Genomic DNA, 21,083 nt, shown 5'->3' on the forward strand with positions numbered 1-21,083 from the left:
ACCCGGGACCAAGCACCGGCCCACCCGGGGCCAGACGCCCCGGCCCCCGGGGCCGGGGAACGCGCCCACCCGCCGCGTGCGCGCCCGCGCGGGGCACGCGCGGCGTCGGCAATTGACAGGTCAGGAACCCAGCGCGCCCTCGATGAGCGCGCGGACCTCCTCGGGGTCCCCGCCGACCTCGAGGGTCTTGCCGTCCAGGGAGAGCACCCGGGCGGCCACGCGCACCGAGGAGACCAGCCACACGCTCTCGGCGGTCTTGAGGTCGCGCAGGTAGATGTCGCGTGCCTTGCAGCGCCAGCCGGCGGCCTCGGCGTGCTCGAAGAGCGCCGCCTGCGTGGTGCCCGGCAGCACCTCGCCGCCCGGCACCGGGGTGCGCAGCCGCTTCTTGGACTTGGCCAGCACCACCGTCGAGGTCGCGCCCTCGAGCACGCGCGGGCCCTTGTCGGGGTGCACGTCGCGGGGGTCGACGTAGATGACGTCGTCGGTGCCGTGGGCGTGCGCCCAGCGCAGCGCGGCCATGTTCGCCGCGTAGTTCAGCGTCTTCGCGCCCACCGTCAGCCAGGGTGCGACGCGACGCTCCTCGCCCGGCCCGGTGCCGCCGCGGGTGACCTCGTCGACGCCGGGCAGCGTGGTGTCCACGCTGAAGCCGCGCGGGGTGGTCATCACCTTCACCCCGTTGGCGCGCTGGTCGAGGGTCTTCTGCGGGATGTCGCTGAGCACCAGCCACGCGCTGGGGAAGCCGGTCGAGGCGCGCCCGCGGGTGTAGGTCCACACGCACTTGGCGTCGACACCCTCGCCGCGCTCGGTCACCCAGGCCTCGGCGGCCTCGGCGGTCGCGCGCGCCCAGTACTCCGCGTCCGGCTCCGGCATGTCGAGCAGCCGCGCCGAGGAGCGGAAGCGCTCCGCGTGCCTGCGCAGGTTGGCGGCCTTGCCGTCGCGGATGAGCAGCGTCTCGAAGACCCCGTCACCGCGGGTGACCGCCGCGTCGTCCCAGAAGATGAACGGCAGGTTCGGGTTGTTACGCCGGATCGAACCCCCGAACGGTTCCAGGACGAAGATGACGGGCGCTCGGGTTCCTTGTGGGACAGCCATACCTCGATTATGCCTGTTTCGCATGGCTACCATCGGGGGCGTGACGGATTCGCAGACCTACCGCTCCCCCCTTCTGGACCTACCGGGCGCCACGCCGGCGAACCCGGACGACCCCGCGGCCGCGGGCATCGACGCCGCCGGCGTCGCCTGGCACTACGGCGACCCGCTCGGCGAGCAGCGCGCGGCCACCCGGGGCCCCGTGATCATCGACCGCTCGCAGCGCGGCGTGCTGCGCGTGACCGGCGAGGAGGCCGCGGAGTTCCTCAACAACCTGCTCTCCCAGAAGCTCGACGACGCCGAGCCCGGATTCTCCGCCGAGGCGCTCGACATGGACTCCCAGGGCCACGTCGTCCACCACGCCTTTGTCACCCGCACCGCCGACGCCTTCTACCTGGACCTCCCGGCCGCGCAGGCCGGGTCGCTGCGCGGCTACCTCGAGCGGATGATCTTCTGGTCCAAGGTCACCGTCGAGCCCACCGAACTGGGCGTGGTCACCGTCCTGGGTGACACCGCCTCAATTGACGACGCCGCGCTGCCCGGCGTCGCCGTGACCCGCACCGTGGACTGGGCGGGCCCGGCCCGCACCGACGTCCTCGTCGAGCGCGGGGACCTGGCCGACTTCGCCGCCGCCCTGTCGGGCGCCGGCGTGCAGCCGGCCGGCCTGATGACCTGGACGGCCGCCCGCGTGGCCGCGATGGAGCCGGAGCACGGCGCCGACCTGGACGACAAGTCCATCGCCCACGAGGTCGCCAACTGGATCGGCCGCCACGGGCACCCGGGCGCGGTGCACCTGCACAAGGGCTGCTACCGCGGCCAGGAGACCGTCTCGCGGGTGGAGAACATCGGCCGCTCCCCGCGGCTGATGGTGCTGCTCCAGCTCGACGGCTCGGCGCCCGAGCTGCCGGTGCCCGGCACGGACATCACCGCCGGGCCCGGCGGGCGCCGCGTCGGCCGGCTGGGCACCGTGGTGCACCACTTCGAGGACGGGCCGGTCGCCCTGGGTCTGGTCAAGCGTTCGGCGCTCTCCGCCGGCGGGCAGCTGCAGGCCGGCGAGGCGGCCGCGGTGGTAGACCCGGACAGCCTGCCGGTCGACGAGGGCGAGCACGCCGGGCGCGCCGCCATCGACCGGCTGCGCGAGGCGCGGCGGAGCTGAGCGCGTCGGGCGGCGCCGGGCGCGCCGCCATCGACCAGCCGCGCGAAGCACGGCGGAACTGGGCACGCCGGGCGGCGCCCGCCGACGGCGCCGGAACCGCCCCGGGACTGACGAAACTTAACCGCGCTTTCGCCAGCTTTGCCCTATAAGTAGTGCTCAGGGCCCATTGCAGAAATTTTTTCGCGTACCCGCTATCCTGTCTTACAGGAATAATCACGATTGAACAGCCGATGGGTTATCCGAATTGCCCTGGATAGTCCCGAACTCCAAGGGGGTCATGGCCATGGGCCGCGGACGCGCGAAGGCGAAGCAGACGAAGGTCGCACGCCGGTTGAAGTACTACACGCCCGAGATGGACCTTGAGTCGCTGCAGCGGGAGCTGGCCGGTAAGTCCGGCCAGGACTCCCACGACGACGGGTATGACGACTACGAGGACTACGACGAGTACGAGGACCCGTACGCCGCCTACATCGACGACGAGGACGACACGGAGGACGGCGACGGCCGGGCCACCGGTAGCCGCTGATCTCCGTCCCGGGCTATGGCCCGGGCGGTGAACGTCGAAGCGCCGGTCCCTCCCCCAGCGGGAGGGACCGGCGCTTCGTCGTGTGTGGGCGCGGCCGCTCGGCGTGGCCGCAGGGACCGGCGTCGTGTGTGGGGGCGCGGCCGACGTGGGCCGCGGGGCGGGCGCGGGGGTCGCGCGCGGGCGCGGCCCCTCCGGATCAGTAACCGGGGTGGCTGCCGGTCAGCTCGACGCGCTCCTCGCCGTCCGCGGACTCGGTGACGGTGCCCAGCTCCCAGGACGGGACGTGCCGGGCCGCCAGCATCGCCAGCGCGCGGTCGCGGTCGTTGGCCGAGACGACGGCGACCATGCCGACGCCCATGTTGAAGGTCTTCTCCATCTCCTCCTGGCTGACCTGGCCGAGGGACTGGATGGTGCGGAAGATCTGGCCCGGGGTCCAGGTGCCGCGGCCCAGGCGGGCGGTCAGGTTCTCCGGGATCACGCGGGAGAGGTTGCCCGCCAGGCCGCCGCCGGTGACGTGGCAGAAGGTCTTGACCTCGCACTCGGCGGCCAGAGCCAGGCAGTCCTGCGCGTAGATGCGCGTCGGCTCGAGCAGCTCCTCGCCCAGCGGGCGGCCCAGTTCCTCGACGTAGCCGTCGAGAGGCAGGCCGGCGCGCTCGAGGAGCACGTGGCGGGCCAGGGAGTAGCCGTTGGAGTGCAGGCCCGAGGAGGCCATGCCGATGACGACGTCACCGGCGCGCACCCGGTCGGGCCCGAGCAGCTCGTCGGCCTCGACGACGCCGACGGCGGTGGCCGAGACGTCGTACTCGCCCTCCGCCATCAGGCCGGGGTGCTCGGCGGTCTCGCCGCCCAGCAGCGCGCAGCCGGCCTGGATGCAGCCCTCGGCGATGCCGGAGACGATCTCGGCGACGTGCTCGGGCACGACCTTGCCGATGGCGATGTAGTCCTGCAGGAAGAGCGGCTCGGCGCCGCAGACCACCAGGTCGTCGACGCACATGGCCACCAGGTCGATGCCGATGGTGTCGTGCTTGCCCACGGCCTGCGCGACGGCCAGCTTGGTGCCCACGCCGTCGGAGCCGGCGGCCAGCAGCGGCTGGCGGTACTCGCTCAGGGCGAAGAGCCCGGCGAAGCCGCCGAGTCCGCCGCGGACCTCGGGGCGGGTCGCCTTCTTGGCCAGCGGGGCGAACAGCTCGACGGCGCGGTCGCCGGCGGCGATGTCCACGCCGGCCGCCGCGTAGGAGGCCCCGGTCTGCTCGCCGGAGGCGGCCTCGTTCTCACTCATCCGTTCAGGTTTCCTTTCGATTCGGCGGCCATGACCAGGTCGTTGAACTCATCTGCGCTGCCGCAGTGCTGGAGGGCGGCCACGGCCTCCGCGTTGTCGTTGCCCGCGGGAACGCCCAGCGGGTAGTGCCCGTCGAAGCAGGCGCAGCACAGCTCGTCGCGGGGCTGCTCGGTCGCCTCGACCATCGCGTCGACGGAGACGAAACCGAGCGAGTCGGCGCCGATGGCGGTGCAGATCGAGGAGACCACGGTCTCCTCGTCGGCCGCCGACGACGAGTTGGCGATCAGCTCCCCGGGGCTGGCGAAGTCGATGCCGTAGAAGCACGGCCACTTCACCGGCGGGGAGGCGATGCGCACGTGCACCTCGGCCGCACCGGCCTCGCGCAGCATGCGGATCAGGGCGCGCTGGGTGTTGCCGCGCACGATCGAGTCGTCGACGACGATCAGGCGCTTGCCCTCGATCATGTGGCGCAGCGGGTTGAGCTTGAGGCGGATGCCCAGCTGGCGCAGCGTCTGGGTCGGCTGGATGAAGGTGCGGCCCACGTAGGCGTTCTTGACCAGGCCCTGCCCGAAGGGGATGCCGGACTCCTGGGCGTAGCCGACGGCCGCCGGGGTGCCGGACTCGGGCACGGGCATGACCAGGTCGCCGTCCGCGGGGTACTCGCGGGCCAGGCGCCGGCCGATCTCGATGCGCGCGGCGTTGACCGGGCGGTTGCGGATCACGGAGTCCGGGCGGGCCAGGTAGACGTACTCGAAGACGCAGCCGCGCGGGCGCGGCTTCGCGAAGGTCTCGGAGCGGATGCCCGTGTTGTCCACGGCCACCAGCTCGCCGGGCTCGATCTCCCGGACGAAGGAGGCGCCGACGATGTCGAGCGCACAGGTCTCGGAGGCGATGACCCAGCCGCGCTCGAGCCGGCCGAGGGCCAGCGGGCGCACGCCCTGCGGGTCGCGGGCGGCGTAGAGGGTCTTGCCGTCGGTGAAGGTCAGGCAGAACGCGCCGGTCACCCGCGGCAGCAGCTCGCGGGCGGCCTCGAAGATGCCGGTCTCGCCGTGCACGCCGTCGGCGAGCAGGGCGGTCAGCACGGTCGTGTCGGAGGCGTCCTCGCGGTCGATCAGGCCCTTGGACACGGCCTCGTCGCGCAGCTGGACGTAGTTGACCAGGTTGCCGTTGTGCCCCAGGGCGATGTCCAGGCCGTCGCGCGTCGAGCGGAACATCGGCTGGACGTTGGACCAGTCCTTGCCGCCGGCGGTCGAGTAGCGGGTGTGGCCGATGGCCACGCTCCCCTCGAAGGCGCTGAGCAGGGACTCGTCGAAGACCTGGGAGACCAGGCCCATGTCCTTGTAGACCACGATCCGGTCGCCGTCGCCCGTCGCGATGCCCGCGGCCTCCTGGCCGCGGTGCTGGAGGGCGAACAGCCCGAAGTAGGTGAGTTTGGCTACTTCCTCACCCGGAGCCCACACACCGAAGACGCCGCATTCCTCGCGCGGCTCATTCTCGCCGCGGTCGTCGAGGTCCGCGGCGACGCCGTGCGGTCCGGGACAGTTCTCGATTGCCACACCCCACATCTTAACGGCCCGTTGTCGCGGGACACGAACGCCCTTGCCCGGCCCCGGCCCCGGGCGCCGGCGCGGAGCCCGCGGCAGTCGGGGCGGCGGCCCCGGGGCAGTCGGGGCGGCGGCCCCGGGAGAGTCAGGAGAGCCGGGGGCGGCGCGGGTCGTGGGTCCCCTAGCCCCGCGCCCGCTATGGCCCCAGGGCCCAAGCCGTCAAGCGAGCCCCATGTGCACCACCAGCACCAAGGTCGGTGTCCGATGGCCTCACCGGTGGGCATTTTGTGTGGGTTTGTCCGAAAGCCCGAAAACTGACCTGCGGAAACGCCGAGCCGGCCCGACAAACCTACACAAAATGCCCACGGCCCCCGGCCACCCCCCCCCGGGGACCCGGCCACCAACCACAGATCCCCGACCAACCTCCCCGGGGACCCCGGCCACCAACCACAGATCCCCGGCCAACCACCCCGGGAACTTCACTCCAGCGGCACGACCGGCAGGTGGGCGGCGACCTCCCCGGCGCGCGAGCCGGAGGACTGGACCCGCCCGTCGGCCACGGCGGCGTCGAAGTCCTCGAGCCCGGTGGCCAGACGCAGCCAGTCCAGGTCTGCACACTCGACGACGTTGGGCGGGGTGCCGCGGGTGTGGCGCGGCCCCTCGACGCACTGCACGGCGACGAACGGCGGCACGCGCAGCTCGACGGTGTGGCCGGGCGCCTCCTGGGCCAGCGTGCGGGCGGTGGCACGCACGGCCGCGGCCACCGCGGGCCGGGCCGGGCGGGCGACGTTGTCGGGGTCTCGGACCCAGTCGGCGACGGCGAGGACGGCGGCTCGGGCCTCTGCGGGATCGACCTTCTTCATGGCCGTCAGCCTAGCGCCGCCCCGCTCTCCCGAGCCTCGCCGCACTCCCGCACGACCCGCCCCACAGCCCCACTCCACCCGCGCCGCCTGCCTGCCCCGCGAGTCACGTGCGACGCGGGTAACCTGGCCTCGGGTGGACGCCCCGGGTGCGCTGCGGCGGGGCGTCGGAAAGCAACGAGTGAAGTGACAGGAAGAAGGACCATGGCCGAGACCACCGCCGAGCCCCAGACCCCCTCCCCCTCGGTGACGCTGAGGTTCATGGCGGCACCGACCGACGTCCTCATGGCCGGCGCCAGCGGGGTCTCCGGCGGGCGCGTGCTGGAGTGGATCGACAAGGCGGCCTACGCCTGCGCCACCCAGTGGTCCGGCACCTACTGCGTGACCGCCTACGTCGGCCACATCCACTTCACCCGCCCGATCCCCTCGGGCCACATGGTCGAGGTCCGCTCGCGCATCGCGATGACGGGCCGTTCCTCGATGCACATCGTCAACGAGGTCCTCTCGGCCGACCCGCGCGACGGCCACTTCTCCCCGGCCTGCGACTGCCTGGTCATCTTCGTGGCCAAGGACACGGCGACGGGCCGCTCGCAGGCGGTGCCGAAGTTCCACCCGGCCAACAAGGAGGAGGAGCGCGTCTGGCAGGCCGCCGAGTCGCGTATCGACCTGCGCAAGGCGATCGAGGCGGAGATGGCCAAGCAGACCTACGAGGGTCCATCGGACGCGCCGCGTCTGATCACGCGTTTCCTGGCCAAGCCGACGGACATCAACTGGGGCGGCAAGGTGCACGGCGGCACGGCCATGGAGTGGATCGACGAGGCCGGCACCGCCTGCACGATGGAGTGGTCCGGCATCCGCACCGTCGCGGTCTACGCGGGCGGCATCCGCTTCTACCAGCCGATCTCGATCGGCGACCTCATCGAGGTCGACGCCCGCATGATGCGCACCGACGCCCGTTCGATGCAGATGTCGATCCACGTGCGCGCCGGTGACGCCCACCGCGGCCGCGACGAGCTCGAGACCGCCATCCACGCCACCGTGACCTACATCGGCCTCGGCGTCGACGGCGAGCCGCAGCTGGCGCGCACCTTCGTCCCGGAGACCGAGGAGGACAAGCGCCTCGCCGAGCACGCCAACACCCTGCGCGAGCTGCGCGGTCACTATTCGCCGCTCTCGCTGACCCCGCAGGTCACCCACCAGCGCATCGACTGATTCAATTGCCGACGCCCGCGGTTCTCACCGCGGGCGTTTTTCCTTGCGCTTGAGTGGGTTGCGCCGCGCTGGCGCGCGGCGTGACGCCTGCCCGGCGCGTGCATCCCGGTGACGCGGGCCCGCCCGCGTCACCCGCCCTGGACGACGACCATCCAGACGGCCACCAGGTGCACGACCGCGGCGATGATCGTCGCGGTGTGGAAGTGCTCGTGGTAGCCGTACCAGCGGGCGCTGCGCCCGGGCCAACGCGCGCCGTACACCACGGCGCCCAGGCTGTAGATGACGCCGCCGGCGAAGAGCAGCCAGACCACGGCGGGCCCGGCCGAGTGCCACAGCTGCGGGATGAGCGGGACGATCAGCCAGCCGAGCGCGAGGTAGACCACGACGTCGAGCCAGCGGGGGTGGCCGATCCACACGAGGTTGAGCACCACCCCGCCGATCGCGCCGAGCCACGCGGTGCCGAGCATCCAGGCCGCCTGGGCGGGCTCGAGGACGATGAGGCACAGCGGGGTGTAGGTGGCGGCGATGAATACGGCGATGGTCGCGTGGTCGGCGCGCCGCCACCACCGCACGGCTGCCTCGCTGCGCCAGGGCCCGCGGTGGTAGGCCGCGGAGACGCCGAAGAGGGTGAGCAGGCCGACGGCGTAGACGGTCACCCCGAGGGCCTGCCACCAGGGCAGGGTCATCCAGGCGAAGGTGGTCAGCACCGTGCCGGAGACCACCGAGAGGCAGGCGGCCACCAGGTGGAACCAGCCGCGGATCAGGGGGCGCGGGCCCCGGTCGACCAGGGGACGCCGACGGCGGCGCGGGTGCGAGGAGCGCGAGATGCGCGACGAGGGGTCGCCGGCGTCCGGGACGCCGGCACCGAGCGCGGCGCCCCGCTCCCCCGGGCGCGCCGGATCCGTGCCGCCTGCCGGACCGGCGTCCGGGCCGGTCTCGGCGGGGCGGCGGGCGCCGGTCTGGTGGAGTCCCGGAGTCACGGTGGTCCCCCTCGCATAGTCTTCCTACGATCGCGTAGGTACGCTACCGCGCCCGGGCGGGCCGCGCCAGCACAACGCCCGGAGCCACCCCCGCGGTATGCCACCACACGGCCCGACCGCAACCCTTCACGCCGACCCCGGTCGCCTCTGAAGAGCCCCTCGGAAGCTCCCTGGACACCCCCCGGGACCGACAATCATTCAATTGTTCTAAGAAGTGTTTGAATGTAGGCTGGGCGCCATGACCGACACCCTGGGCCTGGCCGCCGCCCGCCGCCGCACCGTGCTGTGGACGCTGGCCCTGACCGTCGCCCTGGCGGCCACCTTCATCGTCGGCGTCGGCGCCGGGCCGGTGCCCATCCGCCCCGCCGAGACCCTCCAGGTCGTCTCGCACCACCTCTTCGGCACGGCCCTCGAGGGCGCCGCCGTCCACGACGCGATCATCTGGGAGATCCGCGTGCCGCGGGTCATCCTCGGCGGGCTCGTCGGCGCGGGGCTCGCGCTCTCCGGCGCGATCCTGCAGACCCTCGTGCGCAACATGCTGGCCGACCCCTTCGTCCTCGGCGTGAACTCCGGCGCCTCCACGGGCGCGGCGCTGGCCATCCTCTTCGGCCTCGGCGCGGGCCTCGGCGACTACGCCCTGCAGGGCAGCGCCTTCATCGGGGCACTGGCCGCCTCCCTGCTGCTGTGGGCCGTCGCCCGCTCGCAGGGCCGGCTGACCTCGATCCGCCTGCTCATGGCCGGTGTGGCCATCGGCTACGCGCTCTCGGCGGTGACCAGCTTCCTCATCTTCGCCTCCGACTCCGCGGAGTCCTCGCGTTCGGTGATGTTCTGGCTGCTCGGCTCCCTGGGCCTGGCCGGCTGGGACGGCCCGCTGGTCGTCATCGCCGTCATCGTCGCCGCCTCCGTGGCGCTGCTGATGCTGCTGGCCCGCAACCTCGACGCGTTGGCCGTCGGCGACGAGACCGCGCTGACCGCCGGCGTCGACCCGGAGAAGTTGCGCGCGGGACTGCTGGTGATCACCTGTCTGCTCGTCGGCGGCATCGTCGCGATGGCCGGCTCCATCAGCTTCGTCGGTCTGGTCGTGCCTCACCTGGCGCGTCGCTTCGTCGGCGGCGCCCACCGCGCGGTCATCCCGGTCAGCGCGCTGGCGGGCGCGATCCTGCTGATCTGGGCGGACATCGGGGCGCGCACGCTGCTCGCCCCGCGCGAGCTGTCCATCGGCATCATCACCGCCCTGGTCGGCGCGCCCTTCCTGCTGATCCTGGTGCGCCGCATGTACGCCCCGGCCAACTGATTCCGGCGAACCGGGATCACCCCGCCCGGCCCCGCCGAACCAACTGAACCACCCGACAGAGACCAACCAACTGAATCGACCACTCACCCGCTGACACTCCCGGAAGGACCCGAGATGAACACCTTCACCCGCACCCGCCGCATCCACGGCCCGCGCCGCCCCCACGGCACCCGCCGCACCCTCGCCGCCCTGGCCTGCTGCACCCTCGTGCTGCCGCTGGCCGCCTGCGGCGCAAACGGCGGGGGAACCGCCGACGGCGAGGGGGACGACGTCGGCAATCAAGCAGCCGTCAGCGTCGAGAACTGCGGCGAGACCGTCAACTTCGACGCCGCGCCCGAGCGCGTGACCACGCTCAAGCCGGCCTCGATCCCGACGCTCAACGCGCTCGACGTGCTCGACCGCGTCACCGCGCGCGCCGGCCAGTACCCCACCGAGTACTACGACGACGCCACCAACGCGAAGATCGCCGAGATCCCGAGCATCACCGACAAGCTCGACGCCTCCGGTCACCTGCAGATCTCCAGGGAGGAGGTCGTGGCCACCTCCCCGGACCTCGTGCTCGGCTTCACCGACACCGTCAACCGCGAGACCGTGGGCTACACCGGCGGGGTGCGCATGCTCGAGGAGCCCGGCTTCTGCGACGCGTTGGAGTCCCCAGTGACCTGGGACGACGTTTACGACGAGGTGCGCCTCTACGGCACCGTCTTCGACCGCGGGAACAAGGCCGAGCAGGTCGTGGCGGACCTCGAGAAGCGCGTCGCCGAGCTCGCGGACAAGGCCAGCGGCGAGGGCCGCTCGGTCGCCGTGCTCTACCCCACCGTCGGCGGCGGCGTGACCTACGCCTACGGCACCGGCTCGATGTCGCACCCGATCGTCGAGTCCGCCGGGCTGGAGAACGTCTACGGCGACTCCACTGAGCGTGTCTTCGAGGTCACCGCCGAGGACCTCGTCGCGCGCGACCCCGACGTGATCATCGCGCTCTACTCCGAGGGCGAGGCCGGGCCGGTGGTCGACGCGGTCAAGCAGATCAAGGGCATGGAGAACGCGAAGGCCGTGCGCGAGAACCGCATCATGCCGCTGCTGCTCAACTTCGCCGAGCCGCCGACGCCGCTGGCCGTAGACGGCCTGGAGAAGGTCGACGAGTTCCTGGAGAGCAATCAGTGAGTGATGCCGCCGGTATCCGCGCGCGCGGGCTGACGCTGGACCGCGGGCGCAAGCGCGTGCTCGACGGCGTCGACCTCGACGTGCCGCCGTCCGGGGTGCTCGGTCTCGTCGGACCGAACGGATCGGGCAAGACGACGCTGCTGCGCTGCCTCTACGGTTCGCTCGACCCGGACGAGGGTTCGGTGACCGTGGCCGGCCGCGCGCTCGGCGAGATCCCGCGCAAGCAGTTGGCTCGCGAGATAGCGGTGGTCACCCAGGAACAGGAGTCGGACATCCCGATCCGCGTGGCCGACCTGGTCATGCTGGGCCGGCTGCCCTACCTGGGCGCGACGGCCCGCCCGCGCGCCGAGGACGAGCGCATCGTCGAGGCGGCCCTGGATTCGTTGGGCGCGTTGGACCTCGCCCCGCGCGACGTCCAGTCGCTCTCCGGCGGCGAGCGCCAGCGCGCGCTCATCGCCCGCGCGCTGGCCCAGGAGACCCCGTACCTCTTCCTCGACGAGCCGACCAACCACCTCGACGTGCGCTACCAGTACGAGCTGTTGGACCTGGTCGCGAACCGGGAGGGTTCAACGGTGGTGGTGCTCCACGACCTCAACCTGGCCGCGCGCTACTGCGACCGGCTCGTGCTCCTCGACCGGGGCGGCGTCATCGCCGCGGGCACCCCCGACGAGATCCTGCTCCCCGAGGTCCTCGAGACCGTCTACCGCACCCGCGTCGACCGCGTCGACGTCCACGGGCGCATCGTGCTGCTCTTCGACACCTTCGGCAAGGAGGCGAGATGACCACTTCCCTGCGCACTGACCTGACGGCCGCGGGCACGGCTCAGCTGCAGGCGCGACTCGACCGCTACTGGTCCGACCGCGCCGCGGCCTACCACGGCAACCAGATGCACGGCCGCCGCGCCCGAGTCGACCGCGAGCTGTGGTCCGGCGTCTTCGCCGCGCACCTGCCCGCGGCCCCGGCCCGCATCCTCGACTGCGGCACCGGCTCCGGCTACCTCGCCTTCCTGCTCGCCGACCTGGGCCACGACGTCGTCGGGGTGGACACCGCCGAGGGCATGCTCGCCGCCGCCCGCACCGAGCTCGATTGCCGACGTCGCGCCGGCGCACCCGAGGCGCGTTTCGTCCGCGCGGACGCCGTCTCACCCGCCCCCGGCCTGGCCGCGGCCGGCTTCGGGGTGGGCGTGGGCTTCGACGCGGTGGGGTCCGCGGATGCAAACTCCAGGGATACCGCTTCCGCGGGCACTCGTTCCGCGGGTGCCGGTTCCGCGGCTCTGGACTCCCCGACTCCGGGTCCCGCGACTCCCGGTTCCGCCGCCGGCTTCGACGCGGTGGTCTCCCGGTTCCTGCTGTGGACCCTGCGCGACCCGGTCGCCGCCGTCCGCTCCTGGGCCGAGCTGCTCGCCCCGGGCGGCCGGGTGGTCTGCGTGGACGCGAACTGGTTCCCTGAGGGCACCGTGGGTGACCTCGAGGTCGAGTCGGCCGGCGGACCGGACGAGTTCGCCCGGACCTACACGGACGAGACGGTACGGTCGCTGCCGTTGGCCGGAGCCCGCGGGCCGGAGGCCTTCGCCCGGGTCTTCCACGCGGCGGGGTTAGCGGACGTGGCCGTCGAAGAGGTAGCGCGGGTCCAGGAACTGGACGCGGAGCTCGGGACCGCCCCGGGCCACGAGTCCCGCCCCCACTACGTCGTCAGCGGACGGGTCTAAGCGGCCAGTCCAGAATCAGCAACCCCATTCCCCGAGCCAGAAGCCCCATGCCCCCGGGGCGGCCCGAGCCCCCGCGGCTGGCCCCATATCCCCGGATCGGCCCCATACCCACGCGGACTGGCTCCATTTCCCCGGGGCGGCCCCATACCCACGCGGACTGGCCCCATTTCACCCGGAGCGACTGGCTCCATATCCCCCGGAGGGACTGGCCCGGACCGACTTTTTGTGTCTTCCCAGCCCGGCCCGTTCACCGCAACCTGGGAAAACATCGGTCGTTGAATTCCCCCACGACACATTTTCTCGGTGCCCGGAGCCACCGCACCACCCCGACTGCCCGCGACACAGCCGCACCGCCCGCCAGACACCGGGCCGCCGCACCACCAACACGCGAAAACCGCCGCACCGGTCTCCGGCACGGCGGCTCGCCTTCGGGAACGGCGCCCCATGGACTACCCCGGCAGCATCTCTCCGGAGCGCCCCGGGGCCGCTGCCCGGAAGCGCCCCGGGGGCACCACTTCGGAACCATCCCGGACCACGAACCCCCGGGACCGCCCCGCTTCCCTACAGCTCCTCGAGCTCCTCGAGCTCCTCGGGGTTCGAGTTCGCGCCCACGGCGTGGTCGAACAGGTCGGGCAGGGTCGCGGCCCACGCCTCGGTCAGCTCGTCCAGGTCGGCGGTGAACGCGTCGTCCTCGCCGGTGACCTTCAGCTCACGGGAGTCGGCGACGGTCTTGCCCACCGGGATGAACGGCACGCCGGCCTCGCCGAGCAGGCTCTCGACGGCGTCGGCACGGTCGGCGGTGGTCGCGATGACCGCGCGCGAGGCGGACTCGGAGAACAGCGCGGTGAACAGCTCCTCGTGCACCGCGGTCAGGTCCAGGTCCACACCCAGGCCGGAGCGCATCGCCATCTCGACGACGGCCTGGGCGATGCCGCCCTCGGAGCAGTCGTGCGCGGCGGTGAGCAGGCCGTGGGCGGCGGCCGGCACGAAGAAGTCGGCCAGGCGCTCCTCGTCGGCGAGGTCGACCTGCGGGGGCAGGCCGTTGAGCCCGCCGCCGGAGACCTCCTGCCAGACGGAGCCGCCGAATTCCTCGTGGGTCTTTCCCAGCACGTAGATGTACTCGGGCTCGGGCACGCTGCCCAGGTCGTGGCCGGTGGCGTCCGCGACGTCGTCGATCACGCCGAGCACGCCGACGAGCGGGGTCGGCAGAATGGGCTCGTCACCGGTCTGGTTGTAGAAGGAGACGTTGCCGCCGGAGACCGGGATGCCCAGCTCCTGGGCACCGTCGGCCAGGCCGTGGACGGCCTCGCGGAACTGCCACATCACGTCGGGGTTCTCGGGGGAACCGAAGTTCAGGCAGTTGGTCACGGCGACCGGGCGGGCGCCGGTGACGGCGACGTTGCGGTAGGCCTCGGCCAGCGCCAGGCGCGCGCCGGTGTTCGGGTCGAGCTTGGTGTAGCGGCCGGAGGCGTCGGAGGCGACGGCCACGCCGCGGCCGGTCTCCTCGTCGATGCGCAGCACACCGGCGTCGGAGTTGAGTGCCTTGACGGTGTTGCCGCGCACGTAGCGGTCGTACTGCTCGGTGATGTGCGCACGCGAGCACAGCGCCGGGGAGGCGACCATCTTCTTGAGCGCCTCGGCCAGGTCGGCCGGCCGCTCGACCGGCTGATGGGCCTGCAGCTCGTCCTGCCAGGCCGGGCGGGCCCAGGGGCGGTTGTACTGCGGGGCGTCGTCGGCGATGGTGTGGGCCGGGGCGTCGAAGACGACCTCGCCCTGGTGGGTCATGACCAGGCGTTCGCCGGGGGCGACCTCGCCGATCTCGGCGCAGGTGACGTCCCAGTGGGCGCAGATCTCGCGGAAGCGCTCGACGTTCTCCGGGGTGACCACGGCGCACATGCGCTCCTGGGACTCGGAGGCCAGGATCTCGGCGGCGGTCATGTCCTTGGCGCGCAGCGGGACGTTGTCCAGGTTGATGCGCATGCCGCCGTCGCCGTTGGCGGCCAGCTCACTGGTCGCGCAGGCCAGGCCGGCGCCACCGAGGTCCTGGATGCCGACGACCACGCCGGCGGAGTAGAGGTCGAGGCAGCACTCGATGAGCACCTTCTCGGCGAAGGGGTCACCGACCTGGACGGCCGGGAGCTTGCGCTCGGCGCCCTCGGTGAAGGTGTCGGAGGCCAGCACGGACACGCCGCCGATGCCGTCGAGGCCGGTGCGCGAGCCGAAGAGCATGACCTTGTTGCCGGTGCCGGAGGCGAAGGCCAGCTTCAGGTCGTCGGAGCGCAGGGTACCCACGCACAGGGCGTTGACCAGCGGGTTGCCGGCGTAGGTGGCGTCGAAGGAGGTCTCGCCGCCGATGTTGGGCAGGCCCAGGCAGTTGCCGTAGCGCGAGATGCCGTCGACCACACCGGGCAGCACGCGCTGGGTGTCGGCGGCGTCGGCCGGGCCGAAGCGCAGCTGGTCCATCACGGCGATCGGGCGGGCGCCCATGGCCATGATGTCGCGGACGATGCCGCCCACGCCGGTGGCTGCGCCCTGGTGCGGCTCGACGTAGGAGGGGTGGTTGTGCGACTCGACGCGGAAGGTCACCGCGTTGCCGTCGCCGATGTCGACCACGCCGGCGTTCTCGCCGATGCCGGCGAGGATCTTCTCGGCCATCTCGTCGGTGGTGGTCTCACCGAAGTAGCGCAGGTGGACCTTGGAGGACTTGTAGGAGCAGTGCTCGGACCACATCACGGAGTAGACGGAGAGCTCGGCGTCGGTGGGGCGCCGGCCCAGGATCTCCTTGATGCGGTGGTACTCGTCGTCTTTGAGGCCGAGCTCGCGGTAGGGCTGCTCGGCGTGCGGGTCGGCCTGCGCCGCGGCGACGGTGTCGTTGTTGACGGTCATGGTGTGGGGAACTCCCTTCGGGCTTCGGGCGCGACGGTCAGGCGGCGATGGTGCCGACCGCGGAGACGAACAGCTTGAGGCCGTCCGTGGACGGGCCGGTCAGCGGGTCGATGGCGTGCTCGGGGTGCGGCATGAGGCCGACGACGCGGCCGTTGGCGCTGCAGATCCCGGCGATCGAGTTCATCGAGCCGTTGAAGTTGTCGGTGTAGCGGAACACCACGCGCCCCTCGCCCTCGAGCTCGGCGAGCGTCTCGGCGGAGGCCTGGAAGCGGCCCTCGCCGTGCTTGGCCGGGATGAGGATGCCGGCGCCGTCGCCGGAGACCGAGCCGGAGCCGGAGACCGAGTCGGCGTCGACGCCGTGGGTCCAGGCGGTGTCGGTGTTCTCGACGCGGAGCACGGTGTCCACGCAGTGGAAGCTCAGGTTCTGGTTGCGGGTGAGCGCCCCGGGCAGCAGGTGCGCCTCGGTGAGGATCTGGAAGCCGTTGCAGATGCCCAGCACCGGCATGCCCTTGCCCGCGGCCTCGACGACGGCGCCCATCACCGGCGCGATCGCGGAGATCGCGCCGCTGCGCAGGTAGTCGCCGTAGGAGAAGCCGCCGGGCACCACCACGGCGTCGACGCCCTTGAGGTCGGCGTCGGCGTGCCAGAGCGCCACGGCCTCGGCACCGGCGTAGCGCACGGCGCGCGCGGCGTCGACGTCGTCGAGGGTGCCGGGGAAGGTGATGACTCCGATGCGCGCGGTCACTGCGCCTCCCCCGCGGCCTCGACGACGACCTCGAAGTCCTCGATGACGGTGTTGGCCAGCAGGGTCTCGGCGACCTTCTCCAGCTCGGCGCGGTCGACGGAGTCGTCGACCTCGAGCTCGAAGCGCTTGCCCTGGCGCACGTCGGCGACGCCTTCGACGCCGGTGCGGTGCAGGGCGCGGACGACGGCCTGGCCCTGGGGGTCCAGGATCTCCGCCTTGGGCATGACATTGACTACTACACGGGCCACAGGTCTCCCCTTTTTTGGGCTTCGCAGGTATCGGTACGTCACAGAGCCTACCGCCCCGGTGCTGCGGAAACTAAGCCCCGTCCGCCTCGCGCACCCCGCGCCGGACCACCCGTGCGGGCCGGGGTGGGCCGCGCGGGGGTGAACCTGCGGTGGCTCCCGGCTGGCCCGCGGCGGAATTCTTCCCGCCCCGGGGGTGAACGCGCTGGCGGCGTGCGCTCATGCTCTCCGTACACGCTGCCGTCAGCCGCCTGAAGGCTGACAATGAGCTGGTCCCACGACAGCTCACAGGAAGCGTGAATACATGACGCCCCCGCGCCCCTCCCCCTCCTCCGATTTCCGACGTCCCGTCTCCCCCACCGTGCGCCGTCCCCTGCGCCGCCCGGTGCGCCGTACCGTCACCGCCGCCCTGACGGCGGCGGTGACGGCGGCCGCCGGCTCGATCGTCGTCCCGCAGGCCGTGGCCGCGCCGGACGGCTCCAACGTGGTCATCAACGAGGTCTACAGCGGCGGGGGCAACTCCGGCGCCGAGTTCAACCGAGACTTCGTCGAGCTCTTCAACCCGACCGACGAGCCGATCAGCGTCGAGGGCTGGACCCTCGACCAGCAGTCCACCAAGGGCAACTCGGGCACCGCGACGACGCTGACCGGCGAGGTACCGGCCGGCGGCCACCTGCTGATCGCCGGTGACGGCGGCGACAACGGTGAGCAGCTGCCCGGCGTCGACCTCGAGGCGGGCTTCAACTTCGCCGCCAAACAGGCCATCGCCGAGCTGACCGACGCCTCCGGCGAGGTCGTCGACCTGGTCGGCTGGGGTTCCGCCCAGAACTTCGAGGGCGCGCCGGCCGGCGCCACCTCGAACAGCACCTCGGTGCAGCGCACCGAGGAGGGCGTGGACACCGACGACAACTCCGCCGACTTCACCGTGGGCACCCCGACCCCGCAGGCCTCGGACGACGCCACGGAGCCGGGCGACGACGGTAACGATGGTGACGACGGCTCCACCCCGGTCGAGCCGGGCGAGCGCGTCACCGCCGCCGACGTCCAGGGCACCGGGGAGACCACCCCGCTGGACGGCGAGACCGTCACCGTCGAGGGCGTGGTCACCGCGGCCTACCCCGAGGGCGGCTTCGACGGCTTCTACCTGCAGGACCCGGGCACCGGCTCCGAGGCCCCGAAGTCCGGCGACGCCTCCCACGGCCTGTTCGTCTACACCGGCTCCGGCAAGGAGCTGCCCGAGGTCGGCGCCTCCGTGGCCGTGACCGGCACCGCCGGTGAGCACTACGGGCTGACCCAGATCAAGGCCACCGACGTCGAGCCGGTCGAGGACCTCGAGCCCGTCGTCGCCCTGGAGATCGACGCCGTGCCCGCCGGCGACGAGGCCCGCGAGGCCTTCGAGGGCATGCTGGTCAAGCCGACCGGCGACATGACGGTGACCGGCAACTACAACCTCAACCAGTTCGGCACCGTGCAGCTGGCCACCGGCGACGAGCCGTACCTGCAGGCCACCGAGGTCCACGAGCCGGACACGGACGCGGACTCGCCGGTCCAGCAGCTGACCGAGGAGCAGGCCGAGGAGGTGCTGGTGCTCGACGACGGCCGCTCGCGCAACTACCTGCGCGGCGACCAGGCGACCCCGCTGCCCTGGATCGCGCAGGACGACGCGCAGACGATCAAGTCGCTGCGCACCGGCGACGCGGTGGACTTCGCCCACCCGGTGGTCCTCGACTACCGCTTCGACGCGTGGTCGCTGCAGCCGACCGCACCGGTGACCGGCAACACCGCCGGCGCCGACCTGCCGATCACGTGGGAGGACTCGCGTCCGGCCGCGCTCGAGGCGGTCGACTCCGTCGAGGGCGACTACTCGATCGCCAGCTTCAACGTGCTCAACTACTTCACCTCGCTGGGCGCCGATCACAACTGCCAGTCCTACGACGACCGGGAGGGCAACCCGGTCACCGCGCGCGGCTGCACCGTGCGCGGCGCCTACACCGCCGAGGCTTTCGGTGACCAGGAGCGCAAGATCGTCGCGGCGATCAACCGCCTCGACGTCGACGTGCTGGGCCTCGAGGAGATCGAGAACACCTACTCGGTCACCGGTTCGAAGGAGCGTCGCGACGAGGCACTGGCCCGCCTGGTCGACGCGCTGAACGCCGCCGGCGGCAACTGGGCCTACGTGCCCTCCCCGGAGAAGACCGGCACTGCCGAGGACGTCATCCGCACCGCCTTCATCTACAACCCGGACACCGTCGAGCCGGTCGGCGAGTCGCGCATCTTCGATGACGCGGCCTTCACCGGCCTGGCCCGCCAGCCGCTGGCCCAGGAGTTCCGCCCGGCCGGCGCCGGCGGTTCCGATGACGCCGCTGCCGACGACGGTGCTGAGGGCACCGAGTCCGAGGGCAACGACGAGACCGACAGCTTCGTCGCGGTGGTCAACCACTTCAAGTCCAAGGGCTCGGTGGCCAACAACGACGCCGACTCCGGCGACGGCCAGGGCAACAACCCGAACGTCCGCGCCCGCCAGGCCGAGGCCCTGCTGAAGCACCTCGAGGAGCAGGAGGACTGGGCGGACACCCCGACCTTCATCCTGGGCGACCTGAACTCCTACTCCAAGGAGCGCACCCTGGCCGTGCTCGAGCACGGCGGCTACACCAACATCGCCGAGAAGCACGACGCCGGCATCTCCTACCAGTTCTCCGCGCGACTCGGCTCGCTCGACCACGCGCTGGGCAACGCCGCGGCGATGGACCGCGTCGTCGACGCGGAGGTCTGGGACATCAACGCCGATGAGCCGCTGGCCTTCGAGTACTCGCGACGCAACTACAACGTCGTCGACTTCTACCAGGACGACCCGGAGAACATCGTCTTCCGCGCCTCCGATCACGACCCGGTCAAGGTCGGCTTCAACCTGAAGTCCTCCGGCTCCACGGACGACCCGGACAACGGCCAGGACCCCGGCGACGACGGCCAGGACCCCGGTGACGGCGGCAAGCCCGGTGACGACGAGCCGGGCGACGGCTCGAGCGGTTCCTCGGAGCTCTCGGTCGGCAGCTCCGCGACCCTGGGCGTCCTCGGCGCCCTGATCGCGGTCCTCGGCATCGGCGGCATCTTCGTCTGGGCGTTCCAGCAGTTCGCCCCGGCCGAGCTGCGCGACCAGATCGAGCGTCTGACCGGCTTCCGCCTCTGACGCACCGGTGAGTCGGCGGGCCCGCCGGCTCACCACACGCGTGAACCCGACTCACCGTCGGCCGGAGCCCGGCTCACCGCCAGCGTGAAACCCGGCGCGCCCGGCACGAGAAGTTTCTCGTACCGGGCGCGCCTCAGTTATCTGTCATTCATCCGGGCCACCACTTCCCCGGGATCAGTAATCCGGGCCGTCGCTTCCCCGGGATCATTCATCCGGGCCGCTGGTCCTCCAGGATCCACGGAACCCAGACGCGGCGGTGTGCAGCACCGCCACTGCGCACTACCCACGGCGCGGGGCACCGCCGCTGCGCACCGCCCACGGCGCGGGGCACGGCGACGGGGAGCAGCGGGACGTCGTCAATTGGAGGGGGCCTGCGCGGTGAGTTCCGCGTAGGAGGCCGGGCGGGCGCCACCCTCTGCGGCGGCGACGGCGGCGGCCACGAAGTCGCGGGCGACCTTCTGCTCGGAGAGGTTGCGCGCGGAGGCCGAGAGGCGGATCGTGTTGCCCTTCCGCGCACCGCGGCGCGCGGCCTTGATGATGTTACGGCGCCACCAGCCGGGCGAGCCGAAGCCCTCGCCGACTGAGAGGTTGCGCGAAGAGACCAGGCGCCACGGCCCGGCGTCGTTCTTGTCGTTCTCGTCCGGCTCGGCGGAGTTCCCGTCGTCCGGGCCGCCGGCACTCGCGTCGGGGTCGGCCGGGTCCGGTTCGCGCAGGTAGACGCCGCGGGTGGAGCCGATGAGGCGGAAGCCGAATTCGTCGGCGACCTCGAGGGTGCCGGGTGACAGCCGCCAGCGGGGCGGGGCGAACAGGTCCGTGACCACGCCGAGGCTCGCCATCTGCCGGGTCGCGCCCTTCAGCCGCAGGCGGGCCTCGTGGGCGGGCAGGTGGTCGAACTCCGCCCGGCGGCCCTGGACGGCCTGGTCGAAGCCGTTGAGCAGGATCGCCCGCCCGGCGTCGCGCTCCGCGCGCACCCAGTCGAGCGTCTCCGGGTCCTTGGCCAGGTGCCAGTCGCCGTCGATGTGCGGGGCGATCAAGAGGCTCGTGGTCAGTCCCTCGGCGTCGAGGTCAGCGAGCGTGCGGGCCGCAGCAGGCAGGGTGTCGCGGAAGATGGATGAGATGGACACCAACAGCCGACCGTTCATGGGACGCGATTATCCCACCCGCGGCCGCTCCTGTCGCGGCGAGGCGGGGAGGTCGTAGCTCGGGCG

The 21,083-nt window shown here is 72.1% G+C and carries 17 protein-coding genes; 8 read left to right on the forward strand and 9 right to left on the reverse strand.

From position 1 onward, the window contains the following. Positions 1 to 120 precede the first annotated feature (120 nt). Positions 121 to 1,092 carry an aminodeoxychorismate lyase gene (locus CFRA_RS09785; protein ID WP_075664499.1) on the reverse strand — a complete coding sequence of 324 codons (972 nt, stop codon included), beginning with the start codon at positions 1,090 to 1,092 and terminating at the stop codon, positions 121 to 123. 22 nt (positions 1,093 to 1,114) lie between these two features. Here CFRA_RS09785 and ygfZ point away from each other — a divergent pair, with 22 nt between their 5' ends. Further along, entirely contained in the window at positions 1,115 to 2,245 is a 1,131-nt protein-coding gene (ygfZ, locus tag CFRA_RS09790; RefSeq protein WP_075664500.1) for a CAF17-like 4Fe-4S cluster assembly/insertion protein YgfZ, read from the forward strand. Between the two features lie 283 nt (positions 2,246 to 2,528). Beyond that, positions 2,529 to 2,771, forward strand: coding sequence for a DUF3073 domain-containing protein (locus CFRA_RS09795; protein WP_211272327.1), 243 nt, complete (start codon positions 2,529 to 2,531; stop codon positions 2,769 to 2,771). Between the two features lie 196 nt (positions 2,772 to 2,967). On the opposite strand, the gene purM is transcribed toward CFRA_RS09795, so the two are convergent. From purM to CFRA_RS09810, 3 genes are all read right to left on the reverse strand, one after another. Then, positions 2,968 to 4,050: a phosphoribosylformylglycinamidine cyclo-ligase gene (gene purM / locus CFRA_RS09800; RefSeq protein ID WP_075664502.1), complete on the reverse strand. Its 1,083-nt coding sequence runs from the start codon at positions 4,048 to 4,050 to the stop codon at positions 2,968 to 2,970. Beyond that, entirely contained in the window at positions 4,047 to 5,606 is a 1,560-nt protein-coding gene (gene purF / locus CFRA_RS09805) for an amidophosphoribosyltransferase (RefSeq protein WP_245797566.1), read from the reverse strand. Before purF ends, purM begins: the two co-directional genes overlap by 4 nt. Positions 5,607 to 6,073: 467 nt before the next feature. Beyond that, positions 6,074 to 6,457 carry a sterol carrier family protein gene (locus CFRA_RS09810; RefSeq protein ID WP_075664503.1) on the reverse strand — a complete coding sequence of 128 codons (384 nt, stop codon included), beginning with the start codon at positions 6,455 to 6,457 and terminating at the stop codon, positions 6,074 to 6,076. A gap of 201 nt (positions 6,458 to 6,658) precedes the next feature. On the opposite strand from CFRA_RS09810, the gene CFRA_RS09815 reads away from it, so the two are divergent. Continuing rightward, complete coding sequence (locus tag CFRA_RS09815; RefSeq protein WP_075664504.1) at positions 6,659 to 7,666, forward strand: acyl-CoA thioesterase; 1,008 nt, start codon at positions 6,659 to 6,661, stop codon at positions 7,664 to 7,666. A 128-nt stretch (positions 7,667 to 7,794) separates the two neighbouring features. Here the strand turns inward: CFRA_RS09815 and trhA are convergent, their stop codons facing one another. After that, entirely contained in the window at positions 7,795 to 8,493 is a 699-nt protein-coding gene (trhA, locus tag CFRA_RS09820) for a PAQR family membrane homeostasis protein TrhA (protein WP_075664999.1), read from the reverse strand. Positions 8,494 to 8,884: 391 nt separating this feature from the next. Here trhA and CFRA_RS09825 point away from each other — a divergent pair, with 391 nt between their 5' ends. The 4 genes from CFRA_RS09825 to CFRA_RS09840 all read left to right on the forward strand — a co-directional run bounded on the left by CFRA_RS09825 (position 8,885) and on the right by CFRA_RS09840 (position 12,812). Continuing rightward, positions 8,885 to 9,940, forward strand: coding sequence for a FecCD family ABC transporter permease (locus CFRA_RS09825; protein WP_075664505.1), 1,056 nt, complete (start codon positions 8,885 to 8,887; stop codon positions 9,938 to 9,940). A 114-nt stretch (positions 9,941 to 10,054) separates the two neighbouring features. Further along, positions 10,055 to 11,104: an ABC transporter substrate-binding protein gene (locus CFRA_RS09830; protein WP_083666948.1), complete on the forward strand. Its 1,050-nt coding sequence runs from the start codon at positions 10,055 to 10,057 to the stop codon at positions 11,102 to 11,104. Next, positions 11,101 to 11,886 (forward strand): ABC transporter ATP-binding protein, encoded by a 786-nt coding sequence (locus CFRA_RS09835; protein WP_245797568.1) that lies wholly within the window; start codon positions 11,101 to 11,103, stop codon positions 11,884 to 11,886. The genes CFRA_RS09830 and CFRA_RS09835 overlap by 4 nt, the downstream gene beginning before the upstream one ends. Next, complete coding sequence (locus CFRA_RS09840) at positions 11,883 to 12,812, forward strand: class I SAM-dependent methyltransferase (RefSeq protein ID WP_075664506.1); 930 nt, start codon at positions 11,883 to 11,885, stop codon at positions 12,810 to 12,812. Before CFRA_RS09835 ends, CFRA_RS09840 begins: the two co-directional genes overlap by 4 nt. A 561-nt stretch (positions 12,813 to 13,373) precedes the next feature. Here CFRA_RS09840 and purL read toward each other — a convergent pair. From purL to purS, 3 genes are read right to left on the reverse strand one after another with little or no spacing between them, the layout of a single operon-like run. Further along, the gene (gene purL, locus CFRA_RS09845) at positions 13,374 to 15,698 is read right to left on the reverse strand and encodes a phosphoribosylformylglycinamidine synthase subunit PurL (RefSeq protein WP_075664507.1); all 2,325 of its coding nucleotides are present in this window, start codon (positions 15,696 to 15,698) and stop codon (positions 13,374 to 13,376) included. A 37-nt stretch (positions 15,699 to 15,735) separates the two neighbouring features. Beyond that, positions 15,736 to 16,443 (reverse strand): phosphoribosylformylglycinamidine synthase subunit PurQ, encoded by a 708-nt coding sequence (purQ, locus tag CFRA_RS09850; protein WP_075664508.1) that lies wholly within the window; start codon positions 16,441 to 16,443, stop codon positions 15,736 to 15,738. Further along, positions 16,440 to 16,691 carry a phosphoribosylformylglycinamidine synthase subunit PurS gene (purS, locus tag CFRA_RS09855; protein WP_075664509.1) on the reverse strand — a complete coding sequence of 84 codons (252 nt, stop codon included), beginning with the start codon at positions 16,689 to 16,691 and terminating at the stop codon, positions 16,440 to 16,442. The genes purQ and purS overlap by 4 nt, the downstream gene beginning before the upstream one ends. 301 nt (positions 16,692 to 16,992) lie before the next feature. Here purS and CFRA_RS09860 point away from each other — a divergent pair, with 301 nt between their 5' ends. Continuing rightward, a complete protein-coding gene (locus CFRA_RS09860; RefSeq protein WP_075664510.1) occupies positions 16,993 to 19,875 on the forward strand; it encodes an ExeM/NucH family extracellular endonuclease in 2,883 nt (960 codons plus the stop codon). A 356-nt stretch (positions 19,876 to 20,231) separates the two neighbouring features. Here the strand turns inward: CFRA_RS09860 and CFRA_RS09865 are convergent, their stop codons facing one another. Then, entirely contained in the window at positions 20,232 to 21,017 is a 786-nt protein-coding gene (locus CFRA_RS09865) for a DUF2334 domain-containing protein (RefSeq protein ID WP_075664511.1), read from the reverse strand. Between the last annotated feature and the right edge of the window lie 66 nt (positions 21,018 to 21,083).

The organism is Corynebacterium frankenforstense DSM 45800 (genome assembly GCF_001941485.1).
GTDB classification, from domain to species: Bacteria; Actinomycetota; Actinomycetes; order Mycobacteriales; family Mycobacteriaceae; genus Corynebacterium; species Corynebacterium frankenforstense.